15 protein-coding genes and 1 pseudogene are annotated in these 15607 nt (G+C 61.2%); 3 read left to right on the top strand and 13 right to left on the bottom strand.

What is annotated here, in order from left to right; genetic code table 11:
• Positions 1–73 precede the first annotated feature (73 nt).
• The 4 genes from AC4EEV_RS20485 to AC4EEV_RS20470 all read right to left on the bottom strand — a co-directional run bounded on the left by AC4EEV_RS20485 (position 74) and on the right by AC4EEV_RS20470 (position 4536).
• On the bottom strand, positions 74–1516 hold the full coding sequence (locus AC4EEV_RS20485) for an aldehyde dehydrogenase family protein (RefSeq protein ID WP_491330945.1): 1443 nt from the start codon (positions 1514–1516) through the stop codon (positions 74–76).
• 29 nt (positions 1517–1545) lie between these two features.
• Positions 1546–2646 carry an NAD(P)-dependent alcohol dehydrogenase gene (locus AC4EEV_RS20480; RefSeq protein ID WP_491330944.1) on the bottom strand — a complete coding sequence of 367 codons (1101 nt, stop codon included), beginning with the start codon at positions 2644–2646 and terminating at the stop codon, positions 1546–1548.
• A gap of 82 nt (positions 2647–2728) precedes the next feature.
• The gene (locus tag AC4EEV_RS20475; protein WP_491330943.1) at positions 2729–3601 is read right to left on the bottom strand and encodes a fumarylacetoacetate hydrolase family protein; all 873 of its coding nucleotides are present in this window, start codon (positions 3599–3601) and stop codon (positions 2729–2731) included.
• Positions 3598–4536 (bottom strand): VOC family protein, encoded by a 939-nt coding sequence (locus AC4EEV_RS20470; protein ID WP_491330942.1) that lies wholly within the window; start codon positions 4534–4536, stop codon positions 3598–3600. The genes AC4EEV_RS20475 and AC4EEV_RS20470 overlap by 4 nt, the downstream gene beginning before the upstream one ends.
• Before the next feature lie 306 nt (positions 4537–4842).
• Between AC4EEV_RS20470 and AC4EEV_RS20465 the strand changes: the two genes are divergently transcribed.
• Both AC4EEV_RS20465 and AC4EEV_RS20460 read left to right on the top strand, forming a co-directional pair.
• The gene (locus AC4EEV_RS20465; RefSeq protein WP_491330941.1) at positions 4843–5259 is read left to right on the top strand and encodes an SDR family oxidoreductase; all 417 of its coding nucleotides are present in this window, start codon (positions 4843–4845) and stop codon (positions 5257–5259) included.
• Positions 5259–5636 carry a nuclear transport factor 2 family protein gene (locus AC4EEV_RS20460; protein WP_491330940.1) on the top strand — a complete coding sequence of 126 codons (378 nt, stop codon included), beginning with the start codon at positions 5259–5261 and terminating at the stop codon, positions 5634–5636. The genes AC4EEV_RS20465 and AC4EEV_RS20460 overlap by 1 nt, the downstream gene beginning before the upstream one ends.
• A gap of 472 nt (positions 5637–6108) precedes the next feature.
• Here AC4EEV_RS20460 and AC4EEV_RS20455 read toward each other — a convergent pair whose 3' ends face one another.
• The 9 genes and pseudogenes from AC4EEV_RS20455 to AC4EEV_RS20415 form a co-directional block, all read right to left on the bottom strand.
• A complete protein-coding gene (locus AC4EEV_RS20455) occupies positions 6109–7263 on the bottom strand; it encodes an HAD-IA family hydrolase (protein WP_491330939.1) in 1155 nt (384 codons plus the stop codon).
• Positions 7264–7558: 295 nt separating this feature from the next.
• Positions 7559–8341 carry an SDR family NAD(P)-dependent oxidoreductase gene (locus tag AC4EEV_RS20450; RefSeq protein ID WP_491330938.1) on the bottom strand — a complete coding sequence of 261 codons (783 nt, stop codon included), beginning with the start codon at positions 8339–8341 and terminating at the stop codon, positions 7559–7561.
• A 102-nt stretch (positions 8342–8443) separates the two neighbouring features.
• Positions 8444–8941, bottom strand: a complete 498-nt coding sequence (locus AC4EEV_RS20445) for a GntR family transcriptional regulator (protein ID WP_491331016.1) — start codon at positions 8939–8941, stop codon at positions 8444–8446.
• Positions 8942–8959: 18 nt separating this feature from the next.
• Positions 8960–9175 (bottom strand): annotated as a pseudogene (locus AC4EEV_RS20440) (GntR family transcriptional regulator); the annotation flags it as partial.
• 148 nt (positions 9176–9323) lie between these two features.
• Positions 9324–9635 carry a hypothetical protein gene (locus AC4EEV_RS20435; protein WP_491330937.1) on the bottom strand — a complete coding sequence of 104 codons (312 nt, stop codon included), beginning with the start codon at positions 9633–9635 and terminating at the stop codon, positions 9324–9326.
• Complete coding sequence (locus AC4EEV_RS20430; RefSeq protein ID WP_491330936.1) at positions 9635–10078, bottom strand: cupin domain-containing protein; 444 nt, start codon at positions 10076–10078, stop codon at positions 9635–9637. Before AC4EEV_RS20430 ends, AC4EEV_RS20435 begins: the two co-directional genes overlap by 1 nt.
• A 171-nt stretch (positions 10079–10249) precedes the next feature.
• Positions 10250–11143: a fumarylacetoacetate hydrolase family protein gene (locus AC4EEV_RS20425; RefSeq protein WP_491330935.1), complete on the bottom strand. Its 894-nt coding sequence runs from the start codon at positions 11141–11143 to the stop codon at positions 10250–10252.
• A 449-nt stretch (positions 11144–11592) separates the two neighbouring features.
• On the bottom strand, positions 11593–12495 hold the full coding sequence (pdxS, locus tag AC4EEV_RS20420; protein ID WP_491330934.1) for a pyridoxal 5'-phosphate synthase lyase subunit PdxS: 903 nt from the start codon (positions 12493–12495) through the stop codon (positions 11593–11595).
• Positions 12496–12997: 502 nt separating this feature from the next.
• On the bottom strand, positions 12998–13804 hold the full coding sequence (locus tag AC4EEV_RS20415; RefSeq protein WP_491331014.1) for an SDR family NAD(P)-dependent oxidoreductase: 807 nt from the start codon (positions 13802–13804) through the stop codon (positions 12998–13000).
• Between the two features lie 226 nt (positions 13805–14030).
• On the opposite strand from AC4EEV_RS20415, the gene AC4EEV_RS20410 reads away from it, so the two are divergent.
• Positions 14031–15134 (top strand): zinc-dependent alcohol dehydrogenase, encoded by a 1104-nt coding sequence (locus tag AC4EEV_RS20410; protein ID WP_491331013.1) that lies wholly within the window; start codon positions 14031–14033, stop codon positions 15132–15134.
• Positions 15135–15607 lie beyond the last annotated feature (473 nt).

Raw genomic sequence — 15607 nt, 5'->3', positions numbered from 1 at the left:
CCGGTGCTTCTGCGAATCGGGTCGCCAAATGATTCGCAGAAGCACAGTCCCTATCTCGGCGGAGGACACAAATTTAGGCGTGCGTGCGGTAGATATGCTTGACCTCTTGGAATTCCGCGAGGCCGCCGGGGCCGTTGAGTCGGCCTTGTCCGCTGTGCTTGTAGCCGCCTTCTTCGAACTGGTCCAGGATCTGGGCCCAGGCGTTTGTCCAGACCGTTCCGGCGTCGATCCGGGAGGACACCCGCAGCGAGCGGCCGCCATCGCGGGTCCAGACTGACGCGGCAAGGCCGTACTTGGTGGCGTTGGCGCGAAGGATGGCCTCATCTTCGTCTTCGAATACCTCGAACGTGGCCACAGGACCGAAAATTTCCTCCTGAATCAGAGGCGAGTTGAGGTCCTGAACTGAGACCAGCGCCGGCAAATAGAAGGCACCTGGTCCCTGAACGCGACCACCGCGGACAATGAAGTCCTCCGGCTGGGCGTGTTCTTCCAGGAAGGCGTCGACGCGTTCGACAGCGCTTTGGTCGATCAACGGACCCATCTCGGTATCAGGATCAATCCCCGGGCCCACGACAACACGCTTGAACGCATCGGCCAGGCGCTGGCTCAACTCTTCCGCGATGTTCTTATGGGCAAGAATCCGGCTTCCGGCCATGCAGAACTGTCCGGCGAAGACAGTAATGCCCTGGGTCAATGCGGGGACCACCGCGTCAAGGTCGGCGTCGTCAAAGACGATCATCGGGCCCTTGCCGCCCAGTTCGAGAGACAGCCGCTTGAGTTCCCCGGACGCTTCGGTGGCGATCTGCTTGCCGACTGTGGTGCTGCCCGTGAAGGAGATGACCTGCACTTTGGGTGACCGGACGATTTCCCGGGCCGCGTTGCCTGTTCCGGTGAAGAGGTTGAAAACCCCGGCGGGAAGGTCCTTGACCTGGGCGAACAGTTCGGCGATCAGGCTGTTGGTCAACCCGGTCTGAGCCGGCATCTTCACCACAACTGTGCAGCCGGCAGCGAAGGCAGGCGCGATGGACCGGATGGAGAGGATTCCGGGTGAGTTCCAGGGAGCGATAACGCCCGCGACGCCAAGCGGCTCGCGGAGCAGAAAGGATGTCGCGCCGTCGTAGACCTGGGCAGCGGTGCCATGGTCAGTGAGGGCCTGGCCTGCGTAGTAGCGCAGCTTCGGGGCCGCGATGCTCAGTTCGAACTGGGCCTGGGCCAGGGGTTTGCCGTTCTCGAGACAAATTGCCCGAGCCAGGGTGTCCAGGTTCTTTTCCAGGAGGTCCGCCAGCTGCCACAGTACGGATGCGCGCAATTCCCTTTTGCGGCGCCATTCAGTGCTGTCGAAGGCATTGACAGCAGCGTCTATGGCCTTCTTGGCGATGTTTTGGTCAGCTTCGTGGAACTGGCCCAGGGTTTCGCCGGTGGCGGGGTTGGTCGAGTCCCGGAGGGGACCCTCGGCGACCCAGTCCCCGTCAATGAAGTGACGGGCGGGCGTGGCGTGAAACGGTGTGTAGGTCATGGTCTCTCCTAGGTAGGTCGTGGCGGGGTTCAGAAGACGACGACGGGTTTGATGACGGTGCCGTTCTTGGCGTCGTCGAGGGCATCGTTGATGGATGCGAAGGGGTAGGTGGTGATGAGCCGGTCGAAGGGGAACCGGCCTTGTTGCCAGAGTTCAATCAGGGCGGGGATGAAGATCTGGGGCACGGAGCTGCCCTGGATGACTGTCCTGACGCCCCATCCGCGGTTCAGGGATGCACCTGTTTCCAGGGGCACTTCTGTGCCGGCTTTCGCTGAGCCAACTTCTGCTGCCACCCCGCGGATGGCAAGGCTGTCGACTGCGGTGCGGAGGATGCTGGGCCGGGCGGTGGTATCGAGGGCGAAATCCAGGCCGTTGCCTCCGGTGATTTCCAGCAGTTGCTTGCCCAGGTCCGGGTCGTTGCCGTTCAGGACGTGGGTTGCACCGAGCTCCTTGGCCAGTTCGAGGCGTTCAGGGATGACATCGACGGCGATGATCCTGGTTGTCGCGGTGACTTTGGCCGCCATGATGGCGGCCGACCCGACCGCCCCTGAACCGAACACCGCTAAAGCTGCGCCCGGTCCCGGACGGAACTCGTTCAGAACCGTTCCGGCCCCGGTATTGATGCCGCAGCCCAGCGGTGCCAGCAGCGTCAGGTCGGCATTCGGGTCTACTTTGACGATGCTGCGTTCAGCCACGTTGGAGTAGGCACTGAATGAGGACTGGCCGAAGAAAGTTGACCCGATCTCGGTTCCCTCGATGCTGAGGGATTTTGATCCGTCCGGCCTGGAGGCCGCGAAGTTTCGGGCGAACAGTTCGTGGCAGTAGGCCTGTCGTCCCGAAACGCATTGGCGGCAATGACCGCAGGAGTTCGCCGAGAGAACGACATGGTCGCCGACGGCTATGCCCCTGACATGGGGGCCAATTTCTTCGACGACGCCGGCGCCTTCGTGCCCCAGGACCGCCGGCAGGGGCGTGGGGATGATGCCGTCCCTGACGGCTGCGTCTGTATGACACACCCCGGACGCCACCATCCTTACCCTCACCTCGCCTGCGGTCAGGGGCCCCAGGTCCAGGTCGTTGAACTCAAACCGTTCACCTCGTGGGTGAGCGACGGCGGCTTGTGTCTTCATGGGGTTCTTTCTGTTTGGCTGCCCGGCCGACGCTTCCAGACCGTTCCGGTCCAGGAACGTCGGCCCGGGCGTAGGAGGGGGCCTAGTTGATTGCCGCCGCGGCGACTGATTCTGTCGCAGCGGAAGCTTCGACAACTTCAGCGGTCACGGTGTTGGTGACCGCACCGATTCCGTCGACTTCAACGGTCACGACGTCCCCGGGGGCGAGGAGGAGGCGGGGCTTCCGCCGGTAGCCGACCCCACCGGGGGTTCCGGTGAGGATGACGTCGCCTGGTTGCAGTTCGGTGAAGGTGGAAATCTGCCCAACAAGTGTGGGCACATCGAAGACCAGGTCGCTGACGGGTGCTTCCTGGACGACTTCACCGTTGAGGATGGTCCTGATGCTGGCGGTGTCCAGTTCGAACTCGTCGGGGGTGACGATGACCGGTCCGAGCGGTGTGCTGCGGTCCCACGCCTTACCCTGAAGCCATTGATGGGTCTTGTACTGGAAGTCGCGCATGGTGATGTCATTGGCCACGGTGAAGCCCAGGACGTGATCCATGGCGGCAGCCGGGTCGATCCGACGTCCCCGCTTGCCGATGACGATTGCGAGTTCGCCTTCGTAGTCCGTTTCCGTTGACTCGGGAGGCAGCTGGATGTCGTCGTTGGCACCAATCAGGTTCGATGCGTACTTGGGGAACAGCACCGGATATGTCGGCAGGTCCCGTCCTGTTTCCAGGATGTGTGAGCGGTAGTTCAGCCCCACGCACAGCACCCGTGCGGGGGAGGGGCTTGCCGGAAGCACCTTCACCGCATCCAGCGGGGTGCGGTCCTCCTCGCGGCGGCCGGCGTTCCGCAGCTCGTCCGTTCCGTGGTTCGCATCAATGGCTTCCAGGCCAATGAGCGGAACTATGCTGTCGCCCTCCAGGACACCCACATGATTTTTGCCGTTGACGGTGTAAGAGATGTACCTCATATCCGTCCCTCCTCGCTGGTCTTGCGCCAGGCCGGCTTCTGGCCGCCCCACATGTTGACGCTGAACGGGTCCGGGCTCCACCGGCGCGGTACGTAGGTGACGTGATCGTCGTAGAACTTCTCCATTTCCGCAGACAACTCAATGTGGTTGCCGGCCGGGTCATCGAAGAAGACAAACAGGTTGTTTCCCGGGCCGTGCCGGCCAGGACCCCATGCCACAGGCACGTCGAGTTCGGTAAGTCGGTCGCACCAGGACTTAAAGTCTTCCCATTCGGCGAGGTCATAGGAGTAGTGATCCAGAACCCCCGGGGTTCCGACGTTGACCACGGCAAGGGTGTGGTGGTCGCGGTCGCTCCTCAACCAGCAAAAACGGCCGTCTGCCAGTTGGTCGCTGATACGGAACCCGATGGTGTTGACGAAAAAGTCGATCATCGGCTGGATGGCATCCGTTCCGATGGTGGTGTGCTGGAACTTGATCGGCCGGCGCCCGGTGTCCGCCGCATTCTCACCCTGGCGCTGGACCTGTGAGTGGAAATGCACGGGGGTACCGTCCGGGGTCTTGGTGACGATGGCCTCGATCGGTCCTACGCTCTCGTCCACATACGAGGGGTCGAGGTCGGATACTTCATAGCCAGCCGCTTTGAGACGGCGCGAGATTCCCGCGATGCCATCGACGTCGCGGACCTCAAACGCGAAATGATCCAGTCCTGCCTCGCCCTGAACAAGGTCCATGACGTGGTGCCCGGCGCCCCAGCCAAGACGTACACCGCCGTCGGGCAGTTCGTCCTGGCGCACCATCCCGAGCACGCGGCAATAAAACCGCTCGGCTGCGGCCAGGTCAGGCACGCGGAAACCGATATGTGATACGGCAGTGCGGGTGAGTGCTCCGGCATCCCGTTCCTCTTTAAGCACCACTCGCTGCAGCCCTTGGGGCATGATTCCTCCTCGTGTATTCCATCTGTGACTCGATGAGCGAAACCCCGCCGTCCAGGCGGGCCGCCGTCCAAAGCCGCCGCTTCCCTTGGGTGATCCGACGCCCGAGCACATCTTGTTCCGTGTAATGTATGCACTTTGGCCGAGGGGTGTCAAGGGGTGGCTTGCAGAGATTCGACCTCCTGCTCGCAAGAATCCGCGGCAACAGCGGTTCACTGTCCGGTCAGTTGCTGAGAATCGCACAATTTGTACCCAGTCTTTGATATCAAGGTCTAGGCACAGCCAGCACTAACTGCATACACTGTTTCCATGAATTCCGGACATACCGCGCGGTTGAGCCTGGACTCCCGTCAGGAACGGACGGCGCTGGTCAGTGGAGCAGGCAACGGGTTAGGCCTAACCGTCGCGCGTGCTATCAGTGCAAGCTTGGTGCGTATCATCCTCGCCGTTTACGTCCGAGCGAAGCTCGAGCACGTGCAGCAGCATGTCAGCGGCCCTTCGCATGCGCCAGCCCTTGATGTAAGTTCCAACGAGTTGTTGCGGGTAGCTGCGAAGGCCGTTGGCGATGAGGACGTGTCCATCCTGGGGGAGACGTCAGGTTTCACGGGCCGCCGCGCCGCGCCGTTTACCGAGAAAGAGCTAGCCGACGGAGACGAGGTCTTTGTCGGCGGCCGCCGCAGCGGTTACGTCACGTGCTGCCGTGCGGGCCTGGTCGTACGATTGTGATGAACATGATCGAGGTAGAGACCAAAATCCGTGATCTGGAGAACAGCCGCGCATTAGCCATGCGCGCTGCCGATATCGAAAACCTCAGTGGCTTGCTCGATGACCGCCTTATATACACCCACTCGAATGGCTCACGCGAAACGAAGGCGTTATACCTCCGTCGCCTTTCTGCTGGAACTCTTTGTTATGCCGACCTGCAAATTTCGACTGACAGCATCACCGTGCTGAACGGCGCAGCCATCGTCGTCGGCGAGATGGACGCCACTGTTGAGGTGGACGGGAGACGCTCGGAAATACATACCCGAACACTCGCCGTTTGGCATCTCGTCAAGCACCAATGGCGGCTTATCGCCTTTCAAGGGACGCCGCGCCGTTAGATCGGACGTGTCGCTCGGCGGAACCCGTCCCGGCGATCACGGGACTTCTATGGGGTGATACGGGCGCCCGGGCGCGCTATGAGAGGCCGGCCCTTGGCCGGCTGCTGGACGAAATAAACTCCACGTGCAACCCTCACTGGCTGAAACCGCGACGGCCGCTACAAGAGTTCCCAAGGCCACCCACCAGCCGCTTCACGATGCTAGTGGCGCTCATCCGGGGCCACAGGAGCCGGAAACCTGGCGGTCGCCGCCAGTGCCGGCGCTTGCTGCTGCCCAAACACGAAAAGGCAGGGCTCATCGGGGCACAGCGGGACGCATTGGACGGACTTGCCCAGCCCGTGGACCGGGACGTCAACCGGGCCCGGCGGCGTCTATTCCGGCCGGATTACGATGACCTTCGACTGTCGATGCTGTCCAGGTTGCTTGACCAAAGATTGGGCTGTTGGGAACACGTCGATCCCTGCCGTCAGTGTCAGCTGCGGATCGTCGTCGTGCCGCCTTGCCGACTGGCCTTGAGCCCTGTGTAGTCAGCCATTCGCACCAAGCCAGCTGTAGTCAGGGAGGTATGATTCCCGATCACGATCGTATGTCTCACCCCGGACTGCCTGGCCGCCACGATGCCAGCTTCAGCGTCTTCGAAAATGAGGCATTTTTCGGGACTAACATCTAGTTCGCCTAATGCCTTTGCATATCCTTCGGGAGACGGTTTTCCCATGCTGACATCCTCAGCTGCGATCAGAACGGAAGGTACCCTCAGCCCGGCTGCAATCAGCCGTTTAACTGCAAGGTCCCTGGTCGCCGATGTCACAATGGCAATCGGTGTGTCGTCGAGAGCTTCCAGAAAACGTGACGCACCCGGTATCTCGATGACCCCGTCAGTTCGTTCCAGTTGCTCCGCATCCACCTTGGACGCGGCAGCCTCAACGTCGTGCCCCTGGGGAAGGAACCGTTCGACCGTGTCCCGGGTCTGCCGGCCGTGCGCGAAGCGTAAAAGTGTGGGGAGATCCAGCGAATGCTGGGTGGCAAAGTCGGCCCACGCCGCTTCCACCACGGCCCTGGAATCCACCAGAGTGCCGTCCATATCGAATAGGACGGCCGCCACTGATGCAGAAAAGTCCGTCTTAGCAGATCTCTGTTGGACACGCCGACCGTCCGGTGGCGTCCATTTGAACTGGGTGATCTCAGTGGTGGCCAGGGCCGCCGCAATCCTGTCGGACATGATGGACGGCATTTCGGGAAGTTGATCGAGCCGGAACCACCTCGCATCGTGGTTTTCGTCGTCCGCAGGGTAAGGCTCACCGGCCGTCCAGCTGAGCTTGAACACGAAATCCAGGAACTGTGCTCTGTCACCGTTGGCGTAGGTCAGCGGCGGCAGCGCTTGCACCATGGCGAGCTTGTCAGGGACAGCGTGAACAGAGGTTTCCTCGAATGTCTCACGCACTGCTGCATCCGCCGGTTCTTCGCCCGGATCGATAATGCCTGTAACTGGCCCCCAGACACCCGTTTCCGTTCCTTGCACCAGCAGGACTTTGTCGTCATCGAACACAACTGCCGTCACGCCTGAGAGGGCCAAGAGGTCTTTCCCTACCTTGTGCCGCAGAGAGCGGATGAAGTCTGGGGTCGGCATTGATTTGCTCCTTTGGAGGACCGTCGGCAGCCGATGCGACCGACGGTCCTCGGTATTCCGACTTCGCATGAGATGTTCATGCTCACCCCTGCGGTCCTAAAGACTGCAGGGCCTAGGGGGTTGAATTCTTGCAGGTCTAATTCGCCAAAGCCGACGCGTTACCCGGATCACCACACTTCCCTGGATGACCAACGGATGTTAGCTGCAGGAGGGCGCTACCGCGAGACGTGCGGCAAACGATGCCTCTGTTGCCTGCCGTCCTTGCGGGCACGGTGAACGGGCGGATAAGACAGGTTCAAAGCAGCCCGCGGATCGTTCCCCCGATATCGAAGGCTGCGCCGTTTACGTGCGAAGCGAGTGGCGATAGCAGGTAGGTGACCATGGTCGCGACGTCGTCTGGGTCGGCGATGCCAAGAGGCATTTGCCGTTCCTTCAGGTAGATCTTCAACGCTTCGTCCCTGTCGGTACCATATAGGTCGGCCAAACGATCAACAACGCCGCCAGGGCGCGACCACAGCCCGGTCCACACAGGTCCGGGGAGCACCGCGTTGATGCGAACCTGCGGAGCGTGCTCGATCGCCAGAGCTTTCGACAAATAGAGCAGTGCAGTTTTCATCGAGCCGTAATCGACTGGAACCGGCTCTGGTTGCTTAGCCAGGTCGGAGGAGACATTGACTACGGCGGCGCCCGGCTTCTCACGCATTCGAGGAAGTAGCACACGACAAGCTCGCACGTGGCTCATGAAGTTCAGTTCAAAGCACGCCTGCCAGCCGTCATCAGTTAGTTCACCGAATGGCGTCGACATCGCAACGCCGACATTGTTGACAAGCAGGTTCGGGCAATCGCCCAATCGCGCCATTGCTTCTTCTGCTGCCCCTACCGCGCCGTCTGCCGATCCCAAGTCGGCGACGATAAGCACAGGCTCGTGACCATCGACTGTCCATTCGTCTCGGTGCGCCATGAGCGCTGTCTCATCGCGATCGGAGACCGCGACTCGCACGCCTTCGGATACTAGGCGATGCACGACCGCCGCACCGATACCCTGCGCTCCGCCTGTGACGTATGCGCTTGATCCCATAAGTCTAGAATCCATGTTAGCCCTTCGAACTTTCTTTCTGCTGGTCGGAAAACAACTGTGTGTGCGCCCTTTTGGCTCGACCGGTGCAGAAGACGCTCGCCGCTATGTGAGATCTGGAACGTCTTCGGTCACCATTCGTAGTGCTGCGCGTAGGCGCCTGGGGTCGTACCCTGGGTCGATCATGGCCATCGCGCCAATGGCTGTTCGTGCAAAATGGACCCCGAGCGCCGCGCCTGCGGCAGCGGGGTCGTTCGCCAGGACTGCGTCGCGGATTGCTGTGTGGTCGGAGTCCATGACGGGCCACGCGTGCGTAGCTCCCGTCATGTACATCCGTCGGCAACGGGCCGCGTTGTCGGACAAATCCTGAAGCATTCGCACGGTTCGCTCGCCTGCCCGGTAATTGAGCAGTTCATGGAACCGGGCATGCGGCGCAGTCCAGCCTTCGTAGTCTTCGCTTGTCGCGCACCCTCTCATCTCCTCCAGGCAGGAGTTGAGCTCTTCGATGTCATGCTTGCCCATTTTTTGCATGGAAATGCGCACGGCGAGGGCCTCGTTGACGATGCGGAGTGCGTAGATCTCCTCCAGGTCCTCGATGCTCACGGGGCTCACGCGCACGCGTTGATTGTGCTCCGATTGCACCAGACCCTCCCGCTCGAGCATGCGAAGCACTTCCCGGATGGGCGTGCGCGACACTCCAAGTTCGGCCGCTAGGTGTACCTGGTTAAGGACTGATTCCGCCGGGAGGCGTCCAGAGAGGATCCAGTCCCGAAGACGGTCATAGATCCAGGCAATGGAACCCGACTCTTTCGAAGCCCCGGAGCCCCGGTACCTCACATCTGTTGCTTGCTGGCTCAAATGAATCCCTAGCTTTCCGTGGAGGTGCAATCAATGTGCATACACATTCTACTCTTCCCCGAATTATGCAGCCGACTGACGCTCCGCAGAGCCCCAAAGACCAAGGGCGCAGCGCTCAGATGTGTCGTCAGGCGCTCGGAGTGTCTACATCTAGGGTCGTCACGAACAGCTCCAAGTCACTTTCGGCGCGAACTCTGATCGTTGCCCGGTACCCAACCGTGACGGCACTTCCCGTCGTGAGCTTCTGCTGAGTCGAGCCCAACTCGAGAGTGCCCTCGCCGGACATGACGAAGATTGAGTACTCGCAGTCCGTGGCATCGAAGTTCGTCTCGGTGCCGGCGTCAACCAGGACTCGGGAGAAGCTCCGCCAAGGTCCTTCGAAGTACTCTTTGGCATCGAGGGTCTGGCCAACGGCCAAACGGCTTACGTGTCCGGGCATCAGTTGTTCTCCTCCTCGGCGCGAGAGGCGCCACTATTGCTGTCGTCTTCCTCAGTGGGCCGTCGCGGCGGCAACTTGCCGCTGATGGCAGGGGGGAATACCTCGATCACAACGTATTCGAGACGTTCGTTGCCGGTATTCCAGATCGCATGCTTGGAGTGTAGGGGCGTTAACACGATGGAGCCGGGTGATACGTCGTAACGTTCCCCGTCCAGTTCGATCTCAGCGGTTCCCTTAAGGAAGAACCAGATCTCCTCGGTGTGGCTGTGCGTGTGCAGGCCTGCGCGGCCGCCCGGGTCAAAGGCCACCCATTCGATTCCGTCCCACTCGCTATAGAGGTGGGCGCCAGTGGCGGCCCGAAGCCAATACATGACTCCATCGCCGCCGTGCACACCCAGGACTGCCCCTGCGTTTTTGGTGTGACCGGTAATCACTGTCGACATTATCTAGTTCCTTCCATGCCGCGTTAAAGAGCACTGGGCTCCGCGGTCATAACTTGGGCTAAATCTTCTGAATTAATGAAATGCAGAGCTAGGGGTGGCCCCAGGGGAAGAAGAGCCGCGCAGAACTACAGCTCTCTGCCGCAGCGCCGCGTTGATGGAAAGCCACAACACTCACTCACTCACTGATAGGGGCGAAGCTGACGCGTGCCCGGCGCGGACGGGCTCGACCATAATCTGGACCAACTCACCGACTCCTTCGATGGAACTACGCAGCTCTTCGCCCGGCTGCAGGAACCGCGGCGGAGTCATCCCCGCACCCACGCCGGCGGGTGTACCCGAAAAAATGAGGTCGCCCGGGTAAAGCTCAACAATTTCTGAAAGCCTGCTGATCAGCTCCGGGACAGAGAAGATCATCTGCGACGTGCGGCCATGCTGAACCACCACGCCATCGATCTGCGCTTGGATCTCCAAATCGTCCACGTTCGTGAGCTCATCTAACGTGACAAGGGCGGGGCCAATTGGCGAGAAACCGCGATGTGACTTGGCCAGGCTGAACTGTGGGGCTGGCCCGCGGTGCTGACCTTCCCGCTCCGACAGATCTTGCCCGACGGTTACGCCAGCGACGTAGGTCCAGGCATCGGCGGCACGAATGTTCCGCCCCCCTCGTGCCAGCACGGCAACTAGCTCGACCTCCCAGTCAACGGAACCGCCATCGGGGATGCCTACCTCTGTGACAGGTCCGGTAAGCGACGAGGGAAACTTGGTAAAAACAACCGGATCGGCAGGTTTGACGAAACCAGACTCGGCGGCGTGAGCTGCGTAATTCAGACCGACCGCGAGAATCTGCCGGGGCTCAGGAACGGGGGCGCATAGGTCCTCAACACGGAATGGCTCTCCATCAGCTCCCGTCAAGGGGGTATTGGCGGCCCACGTGTTGAACTCATTCCACCGGTGGAAGATTCGCTGTGGTTCAGCATCGAATCGTCCCTCACTCGCACGCTGAACGTCCACTGCACGTCCCTCGACTTCAAGGCAGAGTCGGCCCGCAAGGTTGATCAGTCGCATATCAAATCCTGATTCTCTGTTTCGTCTGAGGACACGGCGAGCGAGGCGCAGCCACGCTGGCCAACCCTCCGCTACCAGAACATCTGCTATGTAATGTATGCACTTTTGGTCCAGGTGTCAAGGGTGGCCCGCGCACAGGCAGGAGTGTCGCGACACGGTCAATCAGGGGGTTTGTGCAACCAGCCAAGGACTCACCGCGACAGGAAGGCGCCAGCCGCAACCCTACTGCAGGCTACGACCGGGGCCTGGGCGTCCCTGAAATGCATACATTCTAACGACAAACATGCCGATTATTCCCCGGCGAAAGGTGCGTGGTTCACCCTGGCTCCACCGTCGCGACTTCCTCGAATTCGGGGCTCACGAAGTTCACAGTGACCGCGGCGAGCATTGTGGCTAAAAGTCCAAGGGCGGACGGAATAATCTGAATGGGCTGTGAACCTTGGACCTGCTTACCAGCCGCGTTCGGCGAGGCGGTGCGGCTGAGGGATCTCGTCGACGTTGATGCCCACCATGGCTTCGCCCAGGCCACGGGAGGCCTTGGCGATGACGTCGGGGTCGTCGTAGAAGGTGGTGGCCTTCACGACGGCGGCGGCACGCTGGGCGGGGTTGCCGGACTTGAAGATGCCCGAGCCGACGAACACGCCGTCAGCGCCGAGCTGCATCATCATTGCAGCGTCAGCCGGGGTGGCGATGCCACCGGCGGTGAAGAGCACCACGGGGAGCTTCCCGGCAGCGGCAACTTCCTTGACCAGTTCGTACGGGGCCTGCAGTTCCTTGGCCGCAACGTACAGCTCGTCCTCGGGCAGCGCGGAGAGCTTGGCGATCTCAGCACGGATCTGGCGCATGTGCCCGGTGGCGTTGGAAACGTCACCGGTGCCGGCCTCACCCTTGGAACGGATCATCGCCGCGCCCTCGTTGATGCGGCGCAGCGCCTCACCGAGGTTGGTGGCACCGCACACGAAGGGAACCTTGAAGTTCCACTTGTCGATGTGGTTGATGTAGTCCGCCGGGGTCAGGACCTCGGACTCGTCGATGTAGTCCACACCGAGGGACTGCAGGACCTGGGCCTCGACGAAGTGGCCGATGCGGGCCTTGGCCATGACCGGGATGGACACGGCATCGATGATCTGGTCGATCATGTCCGGATCGGACATCCGGGACACGCCGCCCTGGGCACGGATATCGGCCGGCACGCGTTCGAGCGCCATCACAGCAACGGCACCGGCGTCTTCGGCGATGCGGGCCTGTTCGACGTTGACGACGTCCATGATGACGCCGCCCTTGAGCATCTCAGCCATGCCGCGCTTCACACGGCTGCTGCCGGTCAAGGGTTCAAATTCGGTAAAGTTCATGGTCCTGTCCTTGTCCGTGGCACAGCGGTGCCGGAGATTAGTTAGACAGGAGTGGAGCCAGGTCCCCACCCGGCTCCACTCCTCCATGCATCTTCTGCAAGATGCAGCTCCTACGGCCAGTGCCTGCCGATCTCAGGAGCAGCCAGCTCCCCTGGGTTCAGCAGGGGATTATCCGCAAGTCTTGGCAATCCGGTGTCCCAGCTAACTTCCACAGTTTCTGAGCTACGGCCATGCAGTTTCGAGTTGCACGTGGCCGTCTAGACCGGGGGTTGCCACGACCGCGGACTTTTGGCCGGCTAGGCATTGATGGATCCCTGGCATGAAAAGGCAGGTCCGAGAAGGTTTCCGTGACTCCCTCGTGTGCGGTCAGGGGCCAGAGCTACCTCGTAAGCACACGGATGCCCAGGACGACAACTTTTCGGCGCGGCGAGTCCCGCGTCAGGGAGCGGGTCAGAGCGCGGCAATCCGCACCTGGAATCGCCGTCCTGGCCGTATTCGTGGTTTACGAGGCGTCCGTGTCGCGGCGGAAGAGGCTGGCTCCGCCATCGGCACGTAAGTCAGCTCCCGTGATGTAGGAAGCGTCATCCGAGAGTAGGAACCGGGTAGCCTGTGCCACGTCCTCTGCGCTCTGGAAGCGGTCGAGTGGGACCGTCCGTCGAGCGCGCTCAGCGTAGGCCGCATCGGTACGGATCTGTCGCTGCGCCATTCCGGCGTCCACGATACCGGGGGACATCGTGTTCACGCGGATCCCATACTGACCCAGCTCCAATGCCATGACCCGCGCCATCATGCGGAGGCCCGACTTCGAGACGCAATAAGAGGTCGATCCATAGTCCGGCACATCCTGGGCCCACGAACTGATGAGCACGATCGACCCAGGCGTCTTCGTGGAGACCAGCCGCCGAGCCGCTGCTTGTGCAAAGATCAGCGAACCGGTGAGATTGACCGACAACATCTCACTGAACTCGTCAGGTTCCAGATCTAAGAATGGAGCTCCCCTGTAAATCGCAGCATTGGCAACGACCCCAGTCAGGTCGTCGATTCCGGCAAACAAGCGCTCAGTGCCTTCAACATCTGCAGCGTCGAGCTGCTGGTAAACAGCCTTGTCTCCTGCTCCGAGCTTGTCGAGATCCGCTGCCGCCTCACTCGAAGAGCGGCGACCGGTCAGCACGACGCGGGCTCCACAGGAGACAAGCTCACGTGCCATGGCGATGCCGAGGCCACCCAGGCCACCGCTGATAACAATCGTTCCACGAAGCGGGCTCCGGCCCGCCGATGTTGCATCTGAAGGTTGAACCGTAGTCGTCATGCAACAAGTGTATGCACAATGTGCAACTCGTCAAGGTCTCGCGCTGTATGTTCTTGACTGCGGGCTACACTCTGCATACATTTATGGGTACCGAGCAGCCCGGTCCCTGTGCGCCTACATAAATCGATTGGGCGCCTTGGACCACAGGGGCTGACACTCTTGCTAAGCCAAGAACCATCCAGTTCGTCGGCCGCCTCGTCGACGTCCAACACCCAAAGGAGTCAAAGTGAATAACTCCGTACTGACGACGTCGTCGACGTCGCTGACCGGGGCCGGTGCCGTTCCCACAAACATGCGGGCCGTGGTACTTGCGGGTCCCAAAGTCGTAGAGGTTCGCGAGAGTCCCGTACCCGCCCTTCGCCCGGGCCACGTGCTGGTCAGGACTGCGTACGTCGGACTCTGCGGAGCAGATGCGGCCATGTGGGACGGAAGCAGCGTTTATTTGAGTCAAGGCCTTAAAGCGTACCCGTTCGTATTCGGTCACGAGTGGTCAGGCGTGGTCGCAGCAGTTGCGGACGATGTAAGAAACGTGCTGCCGGGCGACCGCGTGGTGGGCCACAACTTCATTACCTGCGAAGTCTGCCCTGCGTGTCGAAGCGGACGACGTACGCATTGCTCCGATCGATCCGAAATGGGCATCCTCGGCGACTACCCCGGCGCGGCAAGCGAATACGCCCTCGTCCCGGCGAAGGTGCTCGCATCCCTGCCGGATACAGTCACGCTCCGCGACGCGGCGCTCCTCGAACCCGCCAGCACGGCCCTTCATGCAGTCACGCGTGTCAACGTCAAGAACAACGACCGTGTTGTCGTCTTCGGCACCGGAGCGGTCGGCCTGCATGCCGCGCAAATTGCGGCAGGCCGAGGCGCCACGGTCGATGTCGTTGGTATCGACGACGCTGGACTCCAGCTGGCGCTCCAGTTGGGGGCGGCGAGAGCTCTGCGCCCTGAGGAAGCTCAGAGTGACTTCTATAATGTGGCAATTGAGGCCTCTGGGGCGCCAGCAGCTGTCTCGCAGGCCGGCCGCGCCATCACGTATGGCGGAAGGTTGGCCGTCGTTGGAATTGCACACCATCCCGTCAATGATTTCCCTTGGGCAGAACTAACGATTCGCGATGCGAACGTTCAAGCGGTGCTCTCCGGGATCGATTTCTGGGATCAACTTGTAGACCTAGCCGCTAGAGGGCCGCTGCAGCTTTCGCCACTACTCGACCGCGTCCTTCCATTTACCCAGGCAGCGGAGGCGTTCGAACTCCAAGTGCAGCCCCGCTCGAAGCCTAAACTCCTTCTTCAGTTCTTCGACCCCGACGCAGTCGCGGAGGGCCAGGATTAGCCAGAACCAGCTATTCAGCAGGACGGTTAGACAGACCCGGTTCGAACAGCCAACCACAGAAATCAGCGCACGTGCGATCCAGAGTTGCGGATGCGTTGCTCGTTACTGAAGCAGTCCGGACAGTGGGGGCGTCCAGAAGCGATCCAGCCCACAGGTCGCGCTCCGCGGGCTACTGCAACTGGACGCGTTCGCGCACCTGCGCGCCCCGCGCGGACTTCCGTCTAAGTTCTTGAGCACAGTGTTCCAGTTCCTAAAGCCAATCGTTTGTACCTGCACAGCGTGCGCGAGCGGAGCTTCCACGCTCTACCCACGATAACCAGCTGGCTGTCGGCATCGGCCCCGTTCCCCTTCCAACGAGGAGAACGGGGCCGATCGCTTACTACACGATTCTTTAAACCCAGATGGGAACAATCCAAGGCAAGGTCATAAAAAACAAGTCCCAACAGGTTTTGAAGCGCTCGGAGCCGCGGGAG

This window comes from Pseudarthrobacter sp. MOO14, assembly GCF_058267675.1.
This window is presented reverse-complemented; position numbering and strand designations above follow the sequence as displayed.